The organism is Mesorhizobium onobrychidis (genome assembly GCF_024707545.1).
Classification (GTDB): domain Bacteria; phylum Pseudomonadota; class Alphaproteobacteria; order Rhizobiales; family Rhizobiaceae; genus Mesorhizobium; species Mesorhizobium onobrychidis.
The window spans coordinates 1,372,876-1,391,701 of sequence record NZ_CP062229.1 but is presented as its reverse complement, the minus strand read 5'-3'; the positions used below and the strand labels follow the sequence as shown (position 1 = coordinate 1,391,701).

The following is an 18,826-nucleotide window of genomic DNA, read 5'->3' as shown; positions in this document are numbered from 1 at the left end:
CGGAATGAGGTCCATGAAAGGGTGTTTCCGCGTATGAGTCCAGCCCGACCCAAACATCCCGGGACCGGCGCCAGATCAGCGGCCGGCGACCCTCGCTCAACCCTCCCAGCGGGTTGAGCTTTCGGATCGTCTCGTTGAAGGATCGAAATTCCGTCGTCCGCGACGGGCATGTCTTTTTTAGATGACAGGATGCCAAATAACTTTAGATGACAGGAAGCCAAATAGAGGTCATGACTCCTCTGTTCCCTGCGCTTCCCCTTTCCCCGCGCTCCACGGAGACATTGCCACGTGCCACCCTTGCTTGACGGATTGCGGATTCTTGTTTTGGAGGATGAATTCCTCATCGCCATGGATGTCGAGCAGCTTTGCCGCGACTATGGCGCCGGCGACGTGATCATCGCCCGCGATCTGGGTGAGATCGATCGGAAGAGCGTTGCCTCGCAATTCGACGCAGCCATCGTCGACCTCATGCTGGGCGGCGCTTCGACGCTCGATTTCGCTTCGCGGCTGCGCGAATCGGGCGTGCCTTTCGTCTTCGCCTCGGGCTATTCCGACATGGACGAAATCAAGGTGTCCTTTCCGGATATCAGATTGGTCACCAAGCCTTATTCGGGAGACGATCTCGTGCAGGCAGTGGCGGCGGCGTGCGGGCGCGGCCCTCTTGTTTGATGTCCGAAGACCGGCGCCGGTACTACCGGGGCCCATATTACCGGTGATCCGTATTCAGGCGGCGTTCGACCCCGTCACCTGAGCCGAGATTGCATCCGGGCCAAACTCGTCATCGCCGGAAATCTTCAGGATTTCCTGCAGCCGCGTGCGGGCGCGGCTGACGCGGCTCTTGATCGTTCCGACCGCGCAGCCGCAGATCTCGGCGGCTTCCTCGTAGGAAAAGCCCGACGCACCGATAAGGATGATGGCTTCGCGCTGGTCCTCGGGCAATTGCTCGAGCGCGCTGCGAAAGTCCTTGAGGTCGAGCTGGCCGTGCTGGGCCGGATGGACGGCTAGCCTGGCCGTCATGATGCCGTCGCTGTCCTGCACCTCGCGGCCGCGCTTGCGCATCTGCGAATAGAATTCATTGCGCAGGATGGTGAACAGCCATGCCTTGAGATTGGTGCCTGGCTCGAAGCTTTCATGCTTGTCCCAGGCCTTCACCAGCGTTTCCTGCACCAGATCGTCGGCCTTGTCGGCGTTTTGCGTCAATGACACGGCAAAGGCCCGCAGGCTCGGAATCGAGCCGAGCAGATCCGTCTTGAAGCTCTGGGAGACGGCGGCCATGCCTCAGTCCTTTTTCCGTGCAGGTTGGGCCTGTTCCAACTGGCTAAGCAATTGGGCGAAGCGATCCGGCACGTTGTCGGAGATCAGCTCGTCGTAATATTGTTTGAGTTTGCGGCCGATTTCCGAGTTTGGCCCGAGCGGGTCGCCGGAAGCAGCCCGGCGCCTGTTTGCAGCACCAGCCGTGGTATCTTTCGTCATGTCTTCATTTCGCCCTTTGTTCCCAGTACCCCTGCCGCCCTTCAATACACGACGCAAGGCAGGCGGTCCCCTCGTCTGGTTGCCCGTCCCGACCTCAAACGCCGTCCTCTTATATTAGTTCCAAACCATCGGAACTTTTTCGGAAAGCCGGCGTTTAGGTTTCCAGGGCTTATTTTCGGGGGGTGTGATTAGCTTGGCCTGCAATTTATGCAATCACGTCAGAGGGAGACGTCCATCATGAGCCTATCCGCAACCATCGCTCCGCACCTGCCGTTCCTGCGCCGCTTCTCGCGGGCCGTTTCCGGATCGCAGGAGAGTGGCGACGCGCTGGTCGCCGCGATGCTCGAAGCAATCATCGCCGACATCGACATCTTTCCGGACGCGTCGAACGACCGCATCGCGCTCTACAAGGTCTTCGCCAGGCTGTTCACCTCGGTCGCCATCCGCGTTCCGCAAGAACACCCGCAGTCGGCGTGGGAACAGCGCGCTGCCGCCAATCTGAACGCGATCTCACCCCGTCCCCGCCAAGCCTTCCTGCTGGTCGCCGTCGAAGGTTTCAGCGAAGACGAGGCGGCGGAGATTCTCGACGTCGACGATCAGGAGTTCTCCGAACTTCTCGCCGAGGCCAGCAACGAGATTTCCCGCCAGGTGGCAACCGATGTGCTGATCATCGAGGACGAGCCGCTGATCGCCATGGACATCGAGCAAATGGTCGAAAGCCTGGGCCATCGCGTTGTCGGAACTGCGCGTACCCACGCCGAGGCGGTGGCGATGTTCACAAAGACGCGGCCGAAGATGGTGCTGGCCGACATCCAGCTTGCCGACGGCAGCTCGGGCATCGAAGCGGTGAACGAGATCCTGTCGTCCACGCCGGTGCCGGTGATCTTCATCACCGCCTTTCCCGAGCGCCTCCTGACCGGCGAGCGGCCGGAGCCGGCCTTCCTCGTCACCAAGCCGTTCAATCCGGATATGGTCAAGGCCCTGATCAGCCAGGCGCTGTTCTTCGACCGGCATGCGAAAGCCGCTGCATAGGACCGGGCAGGCCCAGCCTCGCGCTGCCCCGTTCCACGGATCGCCCGTTTTCCCACTGATCGAATGATGCTGGCCGCTTGCGGCTGGCAAACGTCACTTGCGCCTCGAACTTCCCCCTGCGCATGACGATTCAATTCGGGCCGGAAAGATTTCCAGGGATCGTCTTTTTCGGGAAATGGTGGAACAAACGGTAGCGAAAGACGTTTTTGCCGTACCATTTGAAGGAGATGGATCATGCTTTACTGGGCGCTCGTATTTCTCGTCGTCGCGATCATTGCAGGCGCTCTTGGTTTCGGCGGTATCGCCGGCACCTCGGCCGGTATAGCGCAGATACTGTTTTTCATCTTTCTCGCTTTCCTGATCATTTCGCTTATCGCGGGCTTGTTCAAACGCGCGTCGTGAACTGCGATCGAACACTGGGAGCCGCACCCCTCAAGCGGTTTCCAGCTACCGCCGGGCGGAGTCCTTACGGGACGTCGCTCGGCGGACCTCTTTTGGGAACCCATTTTTCCGTCAGCCGTTCAGCCTGCATTGGGCGGGTGAAGTGAACGATGCAATCCAGAGCCGGAGACATGAAAGACAGCGGACGGAGCGATGAGATCATCGCTTTGCAGTCCGCTGAGAGTGGAATGCAGCTTGGCCGGGCCCTTCTCCATGCGCTGCACAATGCCGGCATTTCGGTTCTCTATCAGGATCGCGAGATGAAAACCGTCTGGGCCCGCAACATGCGCCCGCCATGGGCTTCCGATACGGCCGACAGCAACGGCATCCTGCCGCTGGCGCAGGCGGAGCGTATTGGTGCAGCCAAACGCAACGTCGTCGCATCCGGCAATCCGGAACATCTTGAGCTCAGCATTCCCGCCGACGATGGCGTCCGCTGGTTTCAGGTATGGGTAGACGCGGATCGCGACGGCGGCGGCGCCGTACAGGGCATCGTCACCACCATGGTCGAAACGACCGAGCAGAAACGTCGCGAGCAGACCCTGAAGACGCTGCTGCGCGAGGTCAGCCACCGCTCAAAGAACCTTTTGGCAATCATCCAGAGCATCGCCACCCAGACCAGCCGTTATTCGGACACGCTCGGTGATTTCCTGACACGCTTTCGCGGCCGGCTGCAGTCGCTTGCCTCATCCCAGGACCTGGTGACCTCGTCGAACTGGCGGGGAGCGGCACTGCGCGAACTCGTGTCCGGCCAGGTCGGCCGCTATGGAGCCGACCCCGTCCGCAGCTTGCGTTTCCAGGGTGCGAATCCGTACCTCAACCCCAATGCCGCCCTGCATATCGGCTTGGCCATGCATGAGCTTGCCGTCAATTCGGTCAGCTACGGCGCTCTGTCGCGAGCCGACGGATTCGTCGAAGTGACGGCCGATCTGACGGCCGCTTCCGCTGGCGAGACCGCCCTATCGCTGACATGGGCCGAAGCCATCGGAGCCAATGACAATCAGCCCAGTGAGAAGCGTTTTGGCAGCGTCGCGCTCGAGCGCGTCGTGCCTGCGTCGTTGAACGGTACGGCGACACTTGAAATCACCGGGGACCGCCTCGAATATCGTCTTGTCGTTCCTCGCGGCAATTTCGAGACGGATTGAACGGACAGCAGCCGAGCCCAAGAGAGCAGGGGCCAAGAGGGCTGGGGATCGATACCGGCCGCGCCGGCTTAACCATCTGTTCACCATAAAGTCCGATGCTGTTTTTTCCAGGCACAGCATGACGTTTTCGATCGCAGTCTGCTGCGCAGTACGGGAGGAATGGCTTTGACGGTTGCCGACATCAACAGGCTGGAACAGGCCGCACGCGTTTCGATGGGCGGGTTTCAGGATCTCGAAGCATCCGCGATGCCGTCGCCCCGTGCTTCCCTCCCGACCCCCGGCCTCGCCGCAATCGGGCTGGCCGCAGTGGTCGTCCTGGCCGCCGCGTTCCAGTTGATCTAATGCATGTAGCGCAAAAGCATGCCCTCGGGCCTGACCCGAGGGTGTGCAGCGGTTTTGCGATAACGACATGCATAAAAATTTAAAGCGTCGGACCCAAAGTGGCCGGCGGCTTGTGCTTGCCTCATGTCGACCTGTTCTCCAATCAGTCGCGCGCCAGCCTGCATCGCAGGAACTTTGATGAATGTGGCCCGTTCTTATGGCGGGAGGACCGTCGTCATGGAACACATCGCTGCCGTCTTGCTGGTCATTGGCTGTTCGAACGCGATGACCGAGTGTCGCGAACTGCCCGTATCGGTGAGCGTTTTCGAAACCGCTCAGGAATGCACCGCCGCGCGGCCGTTTGCCTTGAGCGATGTGCAGGGTCAGGCTCCGCGCATAATTGCCAAATGCCTTTCCGTCGATCCGGCACTTGAGGATGATTACGACCAGATCGTCTGGAATGTGCGTCCGGACGGCACGCTCGACGCTTCGGTGGAGATTTCCAACCTTGAGGTTGCCTCGAACGGCGCGCGCGCCAAAAAAGATTCTCTTAGCCAACAATGAAATCGAGCAGGCAAAACGCTTTTTCGCATGATAAATGACGGGTAGAGCTACAAGTGGGACAAAAAGGCGAGGAGTGACCCTATGCGGAAGATGATTATTGCCATGGTTGCCGTGATCGCGGTCAGCGGTTGCAGCACCACTGAGAAGGATGTCGCCGTCGGCGCCGGTGTCGGCGCTCTGGCCGGCGGCCTGATTGACGGCGGCAAGGGTGCGCTGGTGGGCGCAGCCATCGGTGCCGGTTCCGGCCTGCTGGTGCGCAACCTTCGCAACGGCTATTGCCAGTACCGCGACAACCGTGGCCGTCTCTTTACGGCTCGCTGTTGATCCGTTTCAAACGCATGAAGCAATAGAAGCGGAGACCGGACGAGCCGGTCTCTGTTTACTTGCGCCTTCGAAAACGGTCGGTTTGCGGCAGCGTTTCAGTCCAACAGTGGGATCCTGATTTCCACGCTCAACCCGCCATCGTGAAAATCGCGATTGATCGTACCGCGCAATTCGCGCGTGACGTTCAGATCGATCAGCTTGGTGCCAAAACCGGTTTTGACAGGTGGTTCGAGCTTCTTCTGGCCGGCTTCGCGCCAGTTGAGGACCAGCGTCCGGTCGCTCCTGCGGCCCTCGACCGACCAGTCGACCTTGAGTGACCACTCGCCCGTTCTAGCATTCACCGAATTGCCGGTTTCGCCATATTTCAGCGCGTTCGTTGCCAGTTCGTGAAAGGTCAGGCCGAGCGCTTGCGTCGTCGTCTCGTCGAGCAACACCTCTGGCCCCGACAATATCCCCTCGGGAAGCTCCTTGCCGAACACCTGGCCAAGCTCGATGCGCAAGAGATCGCCGAGATCGGCCTTCTGCCAGCGCGAGCGCGTCAGCATGTCCTGGGAAGCCGCCATCGCTTGCAGCCGGGCCGAAAAAGAGGACGAGAACTCGTGGACGTCGGTGGCGTGCGACGCCGTCTGGCGCGCGATCGCCAGCACCCGCGTGATCGAGTTCTTGATGCGGTGCTTCATCTCCTGCAGCATCAGGTCTTTTTCGAGCAGGCTTTTTTCCGTCGTTTCGTGAAGCAGCGAGACCGCGTCATAGGCCCGCTCCTGATAGCGTGCCACCAGCGCGATCGTTCCTGCGAGCAGCAGCCCGAACAGGCCGAGCATCACCGGAATGGCGCGCGAGGAGGGTTGCGAGAAGGCGCTTGTCGGCCTGAACAGGACGGTCCATGGACGTCCGGCGATGGTGATCTCACGAGAAACCAGCAGCCTGTCGCCCAAGGTCGACGCCGGCGGCGTTTCCGACTGGAACAAAAGATGGTCGGCATCCACCTTGCCGTCATAGATTTCGATGTTGACCGGCAGCAGCGGCGTTCGGCTGAGCGCGGTCTGGAACAGATCGCGGGCGCGGAAGGCCGCATAAAGAAAGCCTGATGTCGAGGAGCTGGACCCATCGATGCCGTCCTGGGCGGTTTCGACGTTGAGCCGCACGAAGACCAGGAAGCCGGTGAAGGTCTGCGCAGCACCTGTTTCCTGGCCTAGCTGCACGCGGCCGCTCGCGTGCTGCTGGTTGTCGGCCATCGCCCTTTCGATCGCCTCGCGCCGCACCGGTTCGGTGAACATGTCGTAGCCGATGCTGGATTGATTGGAAGGATCCAGCGGCTCGAACAGCGTGATGGGCGTACGCCATGGCAGCGTTGTCGTAGCCGGATAGATCGCATGGCTGGCGCCATAGTCGTGCAGGATGGCACGCTCGACAGCTGCCTCGTCGCCGGCTCTCACCAGCCGGAGAAAGCCGATACCGCGCAGGCCGGTAAAATTGTCGTTGATACCAAGCGCTTCGAAGAACGCCTTGAACTCGCCCCGCGAAATGCCACCATTGCGCGCCTCGAACAGCGCATGGGTCGATCGCAGCAGCGACAGATGCAGGTCGATGCGGCTATCGATCCGGTTGAGCGCATCGTCCGCCGTCGCCTCGAACTTGATGCGCGCCGCTTCCTGCGTGGCGAAATAGGCGAATCCCGCCATCGTCAGGCTGATCAGCGCGACGGCGATGAAAGCGACAATCGGAAAGAACTTCTTCAAATTGCTGCTGCGGCCCATGGTTCCCCATCTTATGGGCAAATCCCCGCGCCAACACAATGGCACGGCCAAACCATCATGACGGCTGGCCTATCACATGACAGGTATTTAGCCGGCTTATTTGAAGCTTCAGGCAGCGATTTTCAGCGCACCTGGCCCCGGAATGGCACCGGGCGGGCACTTGCCCAGGATGATCATGCCGAGCACCTCGTCCTGGGTCACGTCGCTGGTGCGCGCCGTGCCAACGACCCGACCATTCTTCATCACGCAGACGCGGTCGGCAAGCTCGAACACATCGTGGATGTCATGGCTGATCAGGAAGATGCCGATACCGTCGGCCTTGAGCTGCATGACCAGTTCGCCGACCTGCGCCGTTTCCTGCGGTCCCAGTGCCGCCGTCGGCTCATCCATGATCAGGATGCGGGCGTTGAACAGGATGGCGCGCGCGATAGCCACCGACTGCCGCTGGCCGCCCGAAAGCTTGACCACCGGCTCCTTGAAGCGCTGGAAGCGGGGATTGAGCCTGCCCATCACCTTGCGCGCCTCGGCCTCCATGGCGCCATCGTCGAGCGTGCCCCAGCCGGTCATCAGCTCGCGTCCGAGGAAGAGGTTGGCGGCGGCGTCGACATTGTCGGCGAGCGCCAGCGTCTGGTAGATCGTCTCGATGCCGTATTTCTTGGCGTCGCGCGGATTGGAGATCGAAGCCTCTTCGCCATTGACGAAGATCTGGCCCGAATCGCGCTTGTAGGCGCCGGACAGGATCTTGATCAGCGTCGACTTGCCGGCGCCGTTGTGGCCAAGCAGTGCCACGACCTCGCCCGGGAAAAGGTCGATCGACGCATCGTCGACAGCGCGAATGCCGCCAAAGGCAATCGAGATGTTGCGCATATCGATCAGTGGCGTGGGAGCAGTTGTGTCAGCCATGATCGTTCCTCCCTATGGTTTTTGCTTGAGCATGGTCTTGTCGAAACCGGCGTCCAATTTTCGCTGACGCGGAGCTTCGGCTCGGGATCATGCTCAGACCCGCTTGCGGTAGACGGTGTCGAGCCAGACGGCGACGACCAGCACGGCGCCGACAACGACGCTCTGAAGTGGTGAATCGATGCCGAGCAACACCATGCCCGACTGCAACGACTGCATCAGAAGTGCGCCCAGCATGGCGCCGAGCACCGTGCCGGAGCCGCCGGCCAGCGATGTGCCTCCAATGACCGCAGCCGCGATGACCAAGAGCTCGTCCAGCGTACCCAGCGCATTGGTCGACGCATTGAGGCGGGCCGACGCAATCGCCGCGCTGATCGCGGCCAGCACGCCCATGATCATGAACACCTTCATGGTCACCCAGCGCGTGTTGATGCCGGCGAGTTCCGCCGCTTCCGGATTGCCGCCAATGGCGAAGACATAGCGGCCGAAACGGGTGCGCCTGGTGATGAAGGTCATAACGATGCCGACTGCGACCGCGATCAGCACCGGTATGGCGATGCCATGGGCGATGAACAGGCCGCCTTCGGGAACGGTGATGCCGGTCCGCTGAGCGTACTGGCGAACGATGCCGATCGGCCAGGGATAGGAATTGGCGATCCAGACGGCGCCAAGGATGGCGGCGCAGGCGACAACACCAAGCAAGCTCTCCGCCCAGACCGGGCGCAGCGGAAATTTGAACCGCTTGCGCTGTGACCGGCCGTTGAGCAGCATCAAGGCGACGGCCACACAGGCGAGAATGCCGACGATCCAGCTTGCGGTTGCCCCGATCGAGCCACGCGGCCCGCCACCCATGAGCTGGAATGTGGCGTCGAGCGGCGCGACGGTGCGCCCGCTCGTCATCAGCCACGCCATGCCGCGCCAGATCAGCAGGCCGCCCAGCGTCACGATGAAGGCCGGAACCTCGAGATAGGCGATGATGAAGCCCTGGAGTGCGCCGATCATGAGGCCGAGCGCTACGCCGGCAGCCAGTGCGATGATCCATATCCAGGGATTTCCAAGCTGGAAGCCCATGACCCGGATGAGGAATTCGGCCTGCGCGACGCCCATCACCATGCCGATCACACCTTCGACGGAGCCGACCGAAAGATCGATGTTGCGCATCACGATGACCAGCACCATGCCGGTCGCCATGATCGCGACCGAGGAGGTCTGCACCGACAGGTTCCAGAGATTGCGCGGCGTAAGGAAGAGCCCGCCCGACAGGATGTGGATTCCAACCCAGATGACCAGCAGCGCGCCGACCATGCCGAGCATGCGTATGTCGAGCTCGGTTGCCTTGAGGAAGCGGCCGACGGGGCTGAGCTCGGATTCACGCGCCCGATCGGCAGCGGTATCGGCGGCCGGCGTGTTGGAAGTCGTGTCGGTCATGATGTCCTCCCACCGGGTTGCCGTCTGCCGCGGATGCCGGAAGCAGCTTAGAAGTTTTCCGCGAGAAGCGGAAAAACAGTTCTTTTTGAAAAAACGCCGCGGCGTGAAGCCGCGGCGTTTCAGGCTTCTTGCGAAGGTCGGATCAGTTGCAGACCGGGACAGTGCCCGCCGCCGCCACGCCGGCGCAGACCTCTTCCTTCTTGATCCAGCCGGCGTCGATGACGACGTTGAGATTGTCCTTGGTGATGGCAATCGGCGTCAGGAACAGCGACTTGACGACATTGCCGCCCGGCGTGGTGAAGTCCTTGACGCCCGCAATGTCGGCCATCGGCTTGCCGTCGGCAAGCTGCGAGGCGATCTCGGCAGCGCTCTTGCCAAGCTCGCGCGCGTCCTTCCATACCGAGACGGTCTGTGTGCCGAGCGCGATGCGGTTCAGCGCGGCATGGTCGCCGTCCTGGCCGGACACCGGGACGGATCCGGCCAAGCCTTGCGCCGTCAGCGCCGCGACAACGCCACCGGCGGTGCCGTCATTGGCGGCAACCACCGCGTCGACCTTGTTGTCGTTGGCGGTCAGGAACTGTTCCATGTTCTTCTGGGCGTTGGCGGGAAGCCAGCCGTCCGTATAGGCCTCGCCGACATTCTTGATCTTGCCGCTGTCGATCGCATCCTTGAGCACTTCCATCGAGCCGGCGAACAGGAAATCGGCATTCGGATCGGCGCCCGAGCCCTTGATGAAGACGTAATTGCCTTCCGGCGCCACCTTGAACACTTCACGGGCCTGCATGCGGCCGACTTCCTGGTTGTCGAAGGTCAGATAGAACACGTCCTTGTTCTCGATCAGCCGGTCATAGCCGACGACCGGAATGCCTTCGTCCAGCGCTTTCTGCACCGCCGGCCCAATGGCCGAGGCATCCTGCGCAAGGATGATCAGCGCGTTGGCGCCCTGCGAGATCAGGCTCTCGACATCGGTCAGCTGCTTGCCGGGATTGGACTGTGCATCGGCGGAAATATACTTGTCGCCGGCGGCCTCGATCGCCGTCCTCATGGCGGCTTCGTCGGTCTTCCAACGCTCTTCCTGGAAGTTCGACCACGAAACGCCAATGACCTTGTCCTTGGCCTGCGCGGCCGATGCGAGCGTCAGCGACATGGCTACCCCCGCCAGAATGGCGGCTGCGAATCTCTTCATGATTTTCCTCCCTGCGCCGCGTACGGCGCGCCCACACTGGCCCGAAGGCCGGCACAAGAGGCCCTATTTTTTCGAGCCCCGAAAAAATACTGGTCCAACGCCGAAGCGCTGTCAACATCAATTCTGATGGATTTTGATGCTCCTGCCGAATTTTTTCGAGCCTCGGAATAAACAATGACAGGGCCTTCTGCTTCTGCCAGTATTTGTCTGATATTACCGACGGCTTCCGATTCATGAGCGGCCGCGGCAATAGGGAGGAAGCAAAAGAATGTCGGTTGGAATTCGTCATGACGATTTGCGCCGGCGCAACCGGGCGATGGTGATTTCGGCCATACGGCGCGCAGGCCAGCCGTCGCGGACCGAGATCGCCGCGACCACCGGCCTCAGCCATTCGACCATATCGGCGATCTCTTCCGACCTGATCCAAGAAGGCATCCTAACCGAGAGCAAGGCCAGCGAGACCACTTCGCTGAAACGCGGCCGGCCGCAGGTCGGGCTCAGCCTCAATCCGGAAGCCGCTGCGGTGTTGGCCGTCGTGTTGTCGCTGAATTTCCTGTCGGTCGCCGTCATCGATTATGCCGGACAGGTGGTCGCCGAGGAACAGCGCCGGCTGGACACGCTGACCATGTCGCGCGACGAGCTGATCGACGAATGTGTCGCCATTGTCCGGCGCCGGCTCGAAGACCCCGACCTCGATGTCCAAAGCGTCGCCCGCATCGCGCTGGCGATCCAGGGGATCACCGATTCCCATGCGCGCGCCATGTTGTGGTCGCCGATCACGCCGCAGACGAACATCGCCTTCGCCGACATTCTGGAACGCGAGTTCGGCATTCCGGCCATCATGGAGAACGACTGCAACATGATGGCCGTGGCGCTGCGCTGGCGCGACCCGGATCGTTACCGCGACGATTTCATCGCCATCCTGCTCTCGCACGGCATCGGTATGGGGCTGGTGCTGAAAGGCGAACTGTTCACCGGCACCCATTCCTCGGGCGGCGAATTCGGCCACATGATCCATCGGCCGGGCGGCGCGCTCTGTCGCTGCGGGCGGCGCGGCTGCGTCGAGGCCTATGCCGGCAACTATGCTATCTGGCGCAACGCAAGGCAATTGAGCGAGAACGCCGAGCCGGTCGCCGACGTCAGCGACGCCGAGATGCGGGCACTGGCGGCCCGGGCGCGCGAGACGGACGGACCGGAACGCGAAGCCTACCGCAAGGCCGGCGAAGCGCTCGGCTTCGGGCTCGGCAGCCTGTTCGCGCTGATCGATCCGGCGCCGGTCGCCATGGTCGGCGCCAGCGCTGCCGCCTTCGACCTGATCGAGCCGGCCCTGCGCGAGGCCATAGCCCAGACCGCCGGCGGCCAGCATTCGGGTTCGATTTCCTTCGACACCGAGCCAAACGAGCTGCCGCTGATCCGCGAAGGCTGCGCGATGCGGGCGCTGAGCTTCGTCGACCAGGAGATTTTCGCGCCGGGCGCGCAAGGAAGGTCCGGCACGATCAGGAAGGACGTGGCCTGAGTCCGAAAGGCAAGGAACAAAGGCGGATTGCGACTTGGGGATGTCTTGAGATTCAGGTCAGTCCGCGCCGGGCTCGAAGACGGGCGCGAAGCGACCGGACTGGGCGGGTTCCGAAAACCGGAACGGAGCGTACTTTGGGTACGTGAGTACCGGAAGCGCAGGAAATCGCCATTCGCAGGCCGGCATCACCCGAATATCAGCACATCCCTAGTCTTCCCTGATCGCATAGCCCGCGCCGCGGATGGTGCGGATGACATCGGGCATGCGACCATTGTTGACCGCCTTGCGCAACCGTCCGACATGGACGTCCACCGTGCGCTCGTCGATGTAGATCGTCTCGCCCCAGACATTGTCGAGCAACTGGCTGCGCGAGAAGACCCGACCCGGGTGCCGCATCATGAATTCGAGCAGCCGGAATTCGGTCGGCCCGAGCCGGATCTCGCTCTTCTTGCGATAGACCCTGTGCGATTCGCGATCGAGCACGATGTCGCCGACCTTAAGCACGCTGGACAGCACTTCGGGCTTGGCGCGGCGCAGCAGCGCCTTGACCCTGGCCATGAATTCCGGCGTCGAGAACGGCTTGACCAGATAGTCGTCGGCTCCGGTGGAAAGGCCGCGCACCCGGTCGCTCTCCTCACCGCGCGCGGTAAGCATGATGATCGGCAGCCGCTCAGTTTCGGGACGCACCCGAAGGCGCCTGCAAAGTTCGATGCCGGAAACCGCCGGCACCATCCAGTCGAGCACCAGGAGATCGGGCACGTTTTCCTGCAGCCGGATTTCGGCCTCGTCGCCGCGCGTCACCACCTCGACCTGATAACCTTCGGATTCCAGATTGTAACGGAGGAGGACGCCCAGCGGCTCTTCATCCTCCACCACCATGATGCGCGGCGCGATCATCGGCCGGTCACTCCTGTCATGTCGCCGGCGCCGACATCGTCGTTTCGTCTAGCTTCGGGCGATCCGCCGGCAATTGCTGCCCGGTCACGACAAAGTAGGCGTTTTCGGCGATGTTGGTGACATGATCGCCGATACGCTCGAGATTCTTGGCGCAGAACAGAAGATGCGTGCAGGCGGTGATGTTGCGCGGATCCTCCATCATGTAGGTCAGGAGTTCGCGAAAAACCGCCGTGTATTTCACGTCGATCTTCTGGTCGTCGGCGCGCAGTTCTTTCAACGCGCCGGCATTACGCGACACATAGTGCTCGACCACGCCGCGAAGCTGCACAAGAACGAGATCCGCCATCGCGTCGATACCGTGCGAGAGATTACGCGGCGTGGCGCTCTGCCCGACTGCGCTGACCCGCTTGGCTATGTTCTTGGCCAGGTCGCCGATGCGCTCGAGATCGCCGGCCATGCGGATTGCGCCAACCACTGCGCGCAGATCTTGCGCCATCGGCTGCCGCTTGGCGATCAGCGTGATCGCACTATCGTCGAGTTCGCGCTGCCGGGCATCCATGATGGCGTCGTCCGAGACGACGCGCTGCGCCATCGCATTGTCTGATGCAAGCAACGCGCGGATCGAGGCTGCGACCATCGCGGCGGCGAGCTCGTCCATATCGCGGATCAGCCTGTCGATGTGCTCCAGTTCCTCGTCGAAAGACGCGACGGTGTGTTCACCCATGATACTGTCCTCGTGTTCGAAATTCGCCGCCGGACCGCTCAGCCGAACCGGCCGGTGATGTAGTCCTGGGTGCGCTTGTCGTCGGGGTTGGTGAACATCTTGTCGGTCGCGCCCTCCTCGACCAGATAGCCGAGATGGAACATCGCCGTGCGTTGCGACACGCGCGCTGCCTGCTGCATCGAATGAGTGACGATGACGATCGTGTAGTTCTGGCGCAGTTCGTCAATCAGTTCCTCGACGCGGGCGGTGGCGATCGGATCGAGCGCCGAACAGGGCTCGTCCATCAGGATCACTTCCGGCGACACGGCGATGGCGCGCGCGATGCACAGGCGCTGCTGCTGTCCGCCGGAGAGACCGGTGCCCGACTCGAGCAGGCGATCCTTGACCTCGTTGAACAGACCGGCGTTCTTCAGGCTCGATTCAACGATGCCGTCCAACTCGGCCTTGCTCCTGGCGAGGCCGTGAATGCGCGGACCGTAAGCGACGTTTTCATAGATCGACTTGGGAAACGGGTTCGGCTTCTGGAATACCATGCCGACGCGAGCTCGCAGCTCGACGACATCGATTTTCGGGTCGTAGACATCCTCGCCGTCGAGTGTGATCTTGCCGCTCACTCGCGCGATATCGATGGTGTCGTTCATTCGGTTCAGGCAACGCAGGAAGGTCGACTTGCCACAGCCCGATGGGCCGATCAACGCCGTCACCTGGTTCTCGCGGACATCGAGATCCACGTCGAACAGAGCTCGCTTCTCGCCGTAATGAACAGAGACCTTGTCGCCCTTCATCTTGATCGAAGGGGCGTTGGTTCCGCTACTCAGTTTCTGTTCGACGCCGGCTTCCGTCATGATGTTCATATCCTCTACTCCTTACCAGCGCCGCTCGAAGCGCCTGCGCAGTATCACCGCGATGGCATTCATGATGACCAAAAACAGCAGCAAAATCAAAATCGCCGCCGAAGTCTTCTGCTGGAACCCGGCTTCCGGGAAATCGGCCCACATGAATATCTGCACCGGCAGGATCGTCGCGGGATCGGTGAAGCCGCCGGGAATGTCGACGATGAAGGCGACCATGCCGATCATCAGCAGCGGCGCGGTTTCACCCAGCGCATGCGCCATTCCGAGGATGGTGCCGGTCATGATACCCGGCATCGCCAGCGGCAGGACGTGATGGAATACGGTCTGGACCTTGGACGCTCCGATGCCAAGCGCCGCCTCCCGGATCGACGGTGGCACGGCGCGCAACGAAGCGCGCGAGGCGATAATGATGATCGGCAGGGTCATCAGCGCCAGCACCATGCCGCCGACCACCGGGGCTGAGCGCGGCATGCCGAAGAAATTCAGGAATACGGCAAGTCCAAGCAGGCCGAAGACGATCGAAGGCACCGCCGCCAGATTGTTGATATTCACTTCGATGATCGTCGTCAGCCGGTTCTTGGGGGCAAATTCCTCAAGATAGATCGCCGCCGAAACGCCGATCGGGAAGGCGATGGCGAGCGTAACGATCATGGTCAGGAACGATCCGACGACCGCGCCCCAGACACCGGCCAGTTCCGGCTCGCGGCTTGCGCCGGTGAAGAAGAAGATCGAGTTGAACCGGCTTTCGATCAGGCCGGCGCTCTTCAGCGTGTCGAGCCAGACGATCATCTTGTCGGAAATCTTTCGCGATGCTTCCGGCGTGTCGATGACGCGCAGGAATGCCTGGCCGCTCGCTGCGGGCGCCGTGCTGTCCAGCGCCTCGATCACCGTGCCCTTTGCGACCGCCGTCCCGTTGGCCCCAGGCGACAGCGCGGTCAGCTTGACCGTACCGCCATTGAACGCGACCAGCAGCGACGATGCGCCGCTCGTCAGCGTGAGCATACCGTTTTCGCCCTCGGTCGCACCATGGCCACGCGCCAGCGTCAGCATGGCGTCGTCGCCGAAGGTAAGATCGATGTCGCCGCTGGTTTCCGAAGGCGTGACGCTTGTCGAAATCGCTTCGTCCGAACCGACGTCGGCAAGCAACCCCTTGAGATAAAGGTCGGCAAAATCGTCAAGTGGAACCGCATAGTCCACCGTTCCTCCGAGCATCCCCGGATCAGCCGCAATATCTTTGCGCAGGAAGACGCCTGTGCCGGTGGAAATCAGTCCGCGCAGCAGGCGCTTGTCCTGACGGCTCGTCACATCAGGAAATTTTGCCGTAAGCGCTTCCTGAGCGATGGCGTCGTAGTTGGCGGCGTCGAGTTTCGCCGGGTCGACCTTGGCCGCCGAAAGATCGATCGGCAGCGTCAGATAGTTCTGCCGCAGCGCCGGGATCGCCTGCGTGACGATCGTCGACAGGAGCAGCACAAGGAATAAGCCGGCCAACGCGACGGCTGCGGCGCCTAGCCATTTGAACCATGTTTCCGTGCGGTAACGACCCTTCAGCCGCACCTTCGCGGCATCGTCGGTATGAATGCTGACCGGCCGTCCGCCGGCGCCGAATGACGCGATCGCATCAGTCATATTGCTCTCGGTATTTCTGGACGACGCGCAAAGCGACGATGTTGAGGGTAAGCGTGATGCAGAACAGCACCAGGCCGAGTGCGAAGGCTGCAAGCGTCTTGGCGCTATCGAACTCCTGATCGCCCACAAGCAGCGTCACGATCTGCACGGTCACTGTCGTGACCGCTTCGAGCGGGTTGGCCGTGAGGTTTGCCGCCAGCCCCGCCGCCATGACCACGATCATTGTTTCGCCGATTGCGCGGCTGACGGCGAGCAGCATCGCCGAAACGATGCCCGGAAGGGCAGCAGGAAGCACCACCTTGCGGATGGTTTCCGACTTGGTCGCGCCGAGGCCGGCGGAACCGTCTCGCAGGGATTGCGGAACGGCATTGATCACATCATCGGAAAGCGAGGAAACGAAGGGAATGATCATGATACCCATGACCACGCCTGCGGCGAGCGCGGATTCGGACGCGACGCTGAGGCCCAGGCTTTCGCCCATACCGCGGAAGTAGGGCGCAACCGTCAGCGCGGCGAAGAAGCCGTAGACGACGGTCGGAATGCCGGCGAGGATTTCCAGTACCGGCTTTGCCACCGCGCGGACGCTTTTGGAGGCGTAATCCGAAAGGTAGATCGCAGCCATCAGCCCGATAGGTGCGGCCACCAGCATAGCGATGAAGGTGATGAGCAACGTGCCGGCAAAGAGCGGCACCGCGCCAAAAATGTCCTGGTTGACCGCCCCGGCTTCCGTCCCCGCACCGGTGAAGGCGCTCTGCGGCGACCAGTGCGTGCCGAACAGGAACTTATAGAACGGCACCTGTTGGAAGAACCGCAGGGATTCGAAGATAAGCGACAGGACGATACCGATCGTCGTCAGGATTGCGACCACCGAACAGGCGATCAAGAATGCGCGAAGAACGCGCTCGACCACGTGGCGCGCCCGGTAGGCTCGGGCGATGCGCGAATAGGCCCAGTAAAATCCGGACGCGGAAAGCACGAGCGCGACGGCCCAGATGATCCAGGTGCTGGTCGTATGGATCGATTTGTAGACGGCCGCGGCTGCCTCTTTCGTCGGATCGGCGAAGCCGACAAGCCCGCCAAAGGCCATCGCGCGAGCGTCACGGATGAAAGCTTCGACCTGCGGAACGCCCATTCCCGACAACTCGGAGGCGAAGCGGTCGGCAATGATCGACGATTCAATTCCCGGCGTCACCAGCGACCACAACACGATCGCAAGCAGCGCGGGACCGGCAGCAAAAAGCGTCAGAAACATGCCATGTTGGCCAGGCAGCGAATGCAATCGCGCGACGTCGCCATTGACACTGGCAATTGCGCGTGTCCGGCCGATCCAATAGGCCGCAGCGGCCAGAACTAACAGTAGAACAACGAGATAACCGACCATTCAGGACGTCCCCTCGACCGCCGGTCATTCACCGGCTCAAAGCACGGGACCTTTGGTCCCGCGCTTTGGGCTTTTAGAGCATGAGGGGTCAGAGCGGATATACGCCCGGACCCCGAAACATCAAGAGCCCATGCCCTTCAGGGCCTTGGCGTTTTCGGCCCACTTGGCGCGCTCGGCGTCCGGAAGCGGGATCAGGCCCTTGTCGGCCAGATAACCATCAGGACCCCATGCACCCTCCGAGGTGTACTCGGCGATGAACTCCTGCATGCCGGGGATGACGCCGACATGCTCTTTCTTGGCATAGACATAGAGCGAGCGGGAAACGCCGTAATCGCCGGATGCGATGTTCTCGAAGGTCGGCTCGACGCCGTCGACCTTGTGGCCCTGCAGCTTGTCGGCGTTCTGGTCAAGGAACGAGAAACCAAAGATGCCGAAGGCATTGGGGTTGGCTTCCAGCTTCTGGACGATCAGATTGTCGTTTTCGCCGGCCTCGACAAAAGCGCCGTCCTCGCGGATCTCGCCGCAGCCCTTTTCATTAGCCGCCTTCACTTCTTCCTGGCAGGCCGCATCCATGACGAGTTCAACGAACGCATCGCGCGTGCCAGACGTGGGCGGTGGGCCAAGCACCTCGATCTTTGTCGCGGGAAGCGACGCGTCGACATCCGACCAGTTCTTGTAGGGATTGGGGACGACCTTGCCGTCAACAGCGACGTTCTTGGCGAGCGCCTTGAAAACCTGTTCCTTGGTCAGATCAACGACAGCCCCTGCCTTCGAGTTGGCCAGTACGATGCCGTCGAAGCCGACCTTGATCTCGACCGGCGTCACGCCGTTTGCCTTGCAGGTTTCAAGTTCGCTGTCCTTGATGGCGCGCGAGGCATTGGTGAAGTCAGCGGTATTTTCGCCGACGCCCTGGCAAAACAGCTTCATGCCGCCGCCGGTGCCAGTCGATTCGACGACCGGGGTCTTGATCTTTCCGCCCTGGCCGAGCTTTTCGGCGACAGCCGTCGTGAAGGGGAACACTGTGGACGAACCGACGATTTGAATCTGGTCGCGCGCGGCGGCATAACCAGCCGACGCGGCGAGCGCAAGCGCCGCGGCCGACGCCGTAAGGAGGAATTTCTTCATGTGGCCTGCTCCTGTTCGGAAAATGGTCTGTCGGCGCCATTCCTGCGGCGCCCGCTGAGGCCAATAGCCCCCGATTATTACAGTCACATGACAGTTTGATGTCAGCCCGGTAACGCCGCAGTGCCGTGTCGA

The 18,826-nt window shown here is 61.7% G+C and carries 20 protein-coding genes; 8 read left to right on the top strand and 12 right to left on the bottom strand.

Going from position 1 to position 18,826, the window contains the following annotated elements:
• Window positions 1-348: 348 nt before the first annotated feature.
• The gene (locus IHQ72_RS06790; RefSeq protein ID WP_374120384.1) at window positions 349-669 is read left to right on the top strand and encodes a response regulator; all 321 of its coding nucleotides are present in this window, start codon (window positions 349-351) and stop codon (window positions 667-669) included.
• Window positions 670-723: 54 nt separating this feature from the next.
• On the opposite strand, the gene IHQ72_RS06785 is transcribed toward IHQ72_RS06790, so the two are convergent.
• Window positions 724-1,275: an RNA polymerase sigma factor gene (locus tag IHQ72_RS06785; RefSeq protein WP_029348707.1), complete on the bottom strand. Its 552-nt coding sequence runs from the start codon at window positions 1,273-1,275 to the stop codon at window positions 724-726.
• 3 nt (window positions 1,276-1,278) lie between these two features.
• Complete coding sequence (locus tag IHQ72_RS06780) at window positions 1,279-1,473, bottom strand: NepR family anti-sigma factor (protein WP_258123757.1); 195 nt, start codon at window positions 1,471-1,473, stop codon at window positions 1,279-1,281.
• 237 nt (window positions 1,474-1,710) lie between these two features.
• On the opposite strand from IHQ72_RS06780, the gene IHQ72_RS06775 reads away from it, so the two are divergent.
• The 6 genes from IHQ72_RS06775 to IHQ72_RS06750 all read left to right on the top strand — a co-directional run bounded on the left by IHQ72_RS06775 (window position 1,711) and on the right by IHQ72_RS06750 (window position 5,300).
• On the top strand, window positions 1,711-2,505 hold the full coding sequence (locus IHQ72_RS06775) for a response regulator (protein WP_258121726.1): 795 nt from the start codon (window positions 1,711-1,713) through the stop codon (window positions 2,503-2,505).
• 234 nt (window positions 2,506-2,739) lie between these two features.
• Window positions 2,740-2,907, top strand: coding sequence for a DUF1328 domain-containing protein (locus tag IHQ72_RS06770; RefSeq protein WP_023797107.1), 168 nt, complete (start codon window positions 2,740-2,742; stop codon window positions 2,905-2,907).
• A 149-nt stretch (window positions 2,908-3,056) separates the two neighbouring features.
• Window positions 3,057-4,091: a sensor histidine kinase gene (locus IHQ72_RS06765; RefSeq protein ID WP_258121721.1), complete on the top strand. Its 1,035-nt coding sequence runs from the start codon at window positions 3,057-3,059 to the stop codon at window positions 4,089-4,091.
• A 159-nt stretch (window positions 4,092-4,250) separates the two neighbouring features.
• Window positions 4,251-4,433 (top strand): hypothetical protein, encoded by a 183-nt coding sequence (locus IHQ72_RS06760; RefSeq protein ID WP_095494382.1) that lies wholly within the window; start codon window positions 4,251-4,253, stop codon window positions 4,431-4,433.
• A gap of 216 nt (window positions 4,434-4,649) precedes the next feature.
• Window positions 4,650-4,976 (top strand): hypothetical protein, encoded by a 327-nt coding sequence (locus tag IHQ72_RS06755; RefSeq protein ID WP_258121720.1) that lies wholly within the window; start codon window positions 4,650-4,652, stop codon window positions 4,974-4,976.
• Between the two features lie 81 nt (window positions 4,977-5,057).
• Complete coding sequence (locus tag IHQ72_RS06750; RefSeq protein WP_258121719.1) at window positions 5,058-5,300, top strand: YMGG-like glycine zipper-containing protein; 243 nt, start codon at window positions 5,058-5,060, stop codon at window positions 5,298-5,300.
• A gap of 95 nt (window positions 5,301-5,395) precedes the next feature.
• Here the strand turns inward: IHQ72_RS06750 and IHQ72_RS06745 are convergent, their stop codons facing one another.
• From IHQ72_RS06745 to xylF, 4 genes are all read right to left on the bottom strand, one after another.
• Window positions 5,396-7,039 carry a CHASE domain-containing protein gene (locus tag IHQ72_RS06745; RefSeq protein WP_258123755.1) on the bottom strand — a complete coding sequence of 548 codons (1,644 nt, stop codon included), beginning with the start codon at window positions 7,037-7,039 and terminating at the stop codon, window positions 5,396-5,398.
• A gap of 126 nt (window positions 7,040-7,165) precedes the next feature.
• Window positions 7,166-7,960 carry an ATP-binding cassette domain-containing protein gene (locus IHQ72_RS06740; RefSeq protein WP_065007457.1) on the bottom strand — a complete coding sequence of 265 codons (795 nt, stop codon included), beginning with the start codon at window positions 7,958-7,960 and terminating at the stop codon, window positions 7,166-7,168.
• A 93-nt stretch (window positions 7,961-8,053) separates the two neighbouring features.
• On the bottom strand, window positions 8,054-9,385 hold the full coding sequence (locus IHQ72_RS06735; RefSeq protein ID WP_258121718.1) for a sugar ABC transporter permease: 1,332 nt from the start codon (window positions 9,383-9,385) through the stop codon (window positions 8,054-8,056).
• 142 nt (window positions 9,386-9,527) lie between these two features.
• Entirely contained in the window at window positions 9,528-10,571 is a 1,044-nt protein-coding gene (gene xylF / locus IHQ72_RS06730) for a D-xylose ABC transporter substrate-binding protein (RefSeq protein WP_258121717.1), read from the bottom strand.
• 268 nt (window positions 10,572-10,839) lie between these two features.
• Here xylF and IHQ72_RS06725 point away from each other — a divergent pair, with 268 nt between their 5' ends.
• Window positions 10,840-12,087, top strand: a complete 1,248-nt coding sequence (locus IHQ72_RS06725; RefSeq protein WP_258121716.1) for an ROK family protein — start codon at window positions 10,840-10,842, stop codon at window positions 12,085-12,087.
• A 207-nt stretch (window positions 12,088-12,294) separates the two neighbouring features.
• On the opposite strand, the gene phoB is transcribed toward IHQ72_RS06725, so the two are convergent.
• The 6 genes from phoB to IHQ72_RS06695 form a co-directional block, all read right to left on the bottom strand.
• Window positions 12,295-12,984 carry a phosphate regulon transcriptional regulator PhoB gene (gene phoB, locus IHQ72_RS06720; protein ID WP_023822590.1) on the bottom strand — a complete coding sequence of 230 codons (690 nt, stop codon included), beginning with the start codon at window positions 12,982-12,984 and terminating at the stop codon, window positions 12,295-12,297.
• 16 nt (window positions 12,985-13,000) lie between these two features.
• Window positions 13,001-13,708, bottom strand: coding sequence for a phosphate signaling complex protein PhoU (phoU, locus tag IHQ72_RS06715; RefSeq protein WP_029348715.1), 708 nt, complete (start codon window positions 13,706-13,708; stop codon window positions 13,001-13,003).
• 38 nt (window positions 13,709-13,746) lie between these two features.
• Window positions 13,747-14,562, bottom strand: a complete 816-nt coding sequence (pstB, locus tag IHQ72_RS06710; RefSeq protein ID WP_258121715.1) for a phosphate ABC transporter ATP-binding protein PstB — start codon at window positions 14,560-14,562, stop codon at window positions 13,747-13,749.
• Window positions 14,563-14,574: 12 nt separating this feature from the next.
• On the bottom strand, window positions 14,575-16,188 hold the full coding sequence (gene pstA / locus IHQ72_RS06705; RefSeq protein WP_258121714.1) for a phosphate ABC transporter permease PstA: 1,614 nt from the start codon (window positions 16,186-16,188) through the stop codon (window positions 14,575-14,577).
• Window positions 16,181-17,569 (bottom strand): phosphate ABC transporter permease subunit PstC, encoded by a 1,389-nt coding sequence (pstC, locus tag IHQ72_RS06700; protein WP_258121713.1) that lies wholly within the window; start codon window positions 17,567-17,569, stop codon window positions 16,181-16,183. Before pstC ends, pstA begins: the two co-directional genes overlap by 8 nt.
• A gap of 120 nt (window positions 17,570-17,689) precedes the next feature.
• The gene (locus tag IHQ72_RS06695; RefSeq protein ID WP_258121712.1) at window positions 17,690-18,694 is read right to left on the bottom strand and encodes a PstS family phosphate ABC transporter substrate-binding protein; all 1,005 of its coding nucleotides are present in this window, start codon (window positions 18,692-18,694) and stop codon (window positions 17,690-17,692) included.
• Window positions 18,695-18,826 lie beyond the last annotated feature (132 nt).

Bases quoted from the DNA above. Each gene is read 5' to 3' on its own strand.
- phoU (WP_029348715.1), bottom strand. From the start codon at position 13,708: ATGGGTGAACACACCGTCGCGTCTTTCGACGAGGAACTGGAGCACATC.
- IHQ72_RS06770 (WP_023797107.1), top strand. From the start codon at position 2,740: ATGCTTTACTGGGCGCTCGTATTTCTCGTCGTCGCGATCATTGCAGGC.
- IHQ72_RS06735 (WP_258121718.1), bottom strand. From the start codon at position 9,385: ATGACCGACACGACTTCCAACACGCCGGCCGCCGATACCGCTGCCGAT.
- IHQ72_RS06790 (WP_374120384.1), top strand. From the start codon at position 349: ATGGATGTCGAGCAGCTTTGCCGCGACTATGGCGCCGGCGACGTGATC.
- xylF (WP_258121717.1), bottom strand. From the start codon at position 10,571: ATGAAGAGATTCGCAGCCGCCATTCTGGCGGGGGTAGCCATGTCGCTG.
- IHQ72_RS06755 (WP_258121720.1), top strand. From the start codon at position 4,650: ATGGAACACATCGCTGCCGTCTTGCTGGTCATTGGCTGTTCGAACGCG.
- IHQ72_RS06695 (WP_258121712.1), bottom strand. From the start codon at position 18,694: ATGAAGAAATTCCTCCTTACGGCGTCGGCCGCGGCGCTTGCGCTCGCC.
- phoB (WP_023822590.1), bottom strand. From the start codon at position 12,984: ATGATCGCGCCGCGCATCATGGTGGTGGAGGATGAAGAGCCGCTGGGC.
- IHQ72_RS06765 (WP_258121721.1), top strand. From the start codon at position 3,057: ATGCAATCCAGAGCCGGAGACATGAAAGACAGCGGACGGAGCGATGAG.
- IHQ72_RS06785 (WP_029348707.1), bottom strand. From the start codon at position 1,275: ATGGCCGCCGTCTCCCAGAGCTTCAAGACGGATCTGCTCGGCTCGATT.
- IHQ72_RS06760 (WP_095494382.1), top strand. From the start codon at position 4,251: ATGGCTTTGACGGTTGCCGACATCAACAGGCTGGAACAGGCCGCACGC.
- pstB (WP_258121715.1), bottom strand. From the start codon at position 14,562: ATGAACATCATGACGGAAGCCGGCGTCGAACAGAAACTGAGTAGCGGA.
- IHQ72_RS06725 (WP_258121716.1), top strand. From the start codon at position 10,840: ATGTCGGTTGGAATTCGTCATGACGATTTGCGCCGGCGCAACCGGGCG.
- IHQ72_RS06775 (WP_258121726.1), top strand. From the start codon at position 1,711: ATGAGCCTATCCGCAACCATCGCTCCGCACCTGCCGTTCCTGCGCCGC.
- pstC (WP_258121713.1), bottom strand. From the start codon at position 17,569: ATGGTCGGTTATCTCGTTGTTCTACTGTTAGTTCTGGCCGCTGCGGCC.
- IHQ72_RS06750 (WP_258121719.1), top strand. From the start codon at position 5,058: ATGCGGAAGATGATTATTGCCATGGTTGCCGTGATCGCGGTCAGCGGT.
- IHQ72_RS06780 (WP_258123757.1), bottom strand. From the start codon at position 1,473: ATGACGAAAGATACCACGGCTGGTGCTGCAAACAGGCGCCGGGCTGCT.
- pstA (WP_258121714.1), bottom strand. From the start codon at position 16,188: ATGACTGATGCGATCGCGTCATTCGGCGCCGGCGGACGGCCGGTCAGC.
- IHQ72_RS06740 (WP_065007457.1), bottom strand. From the start codon at position 7,960: ATGGCTGACACAACTGCTCCCACGCCACTGATCGATATGCGCAACATC.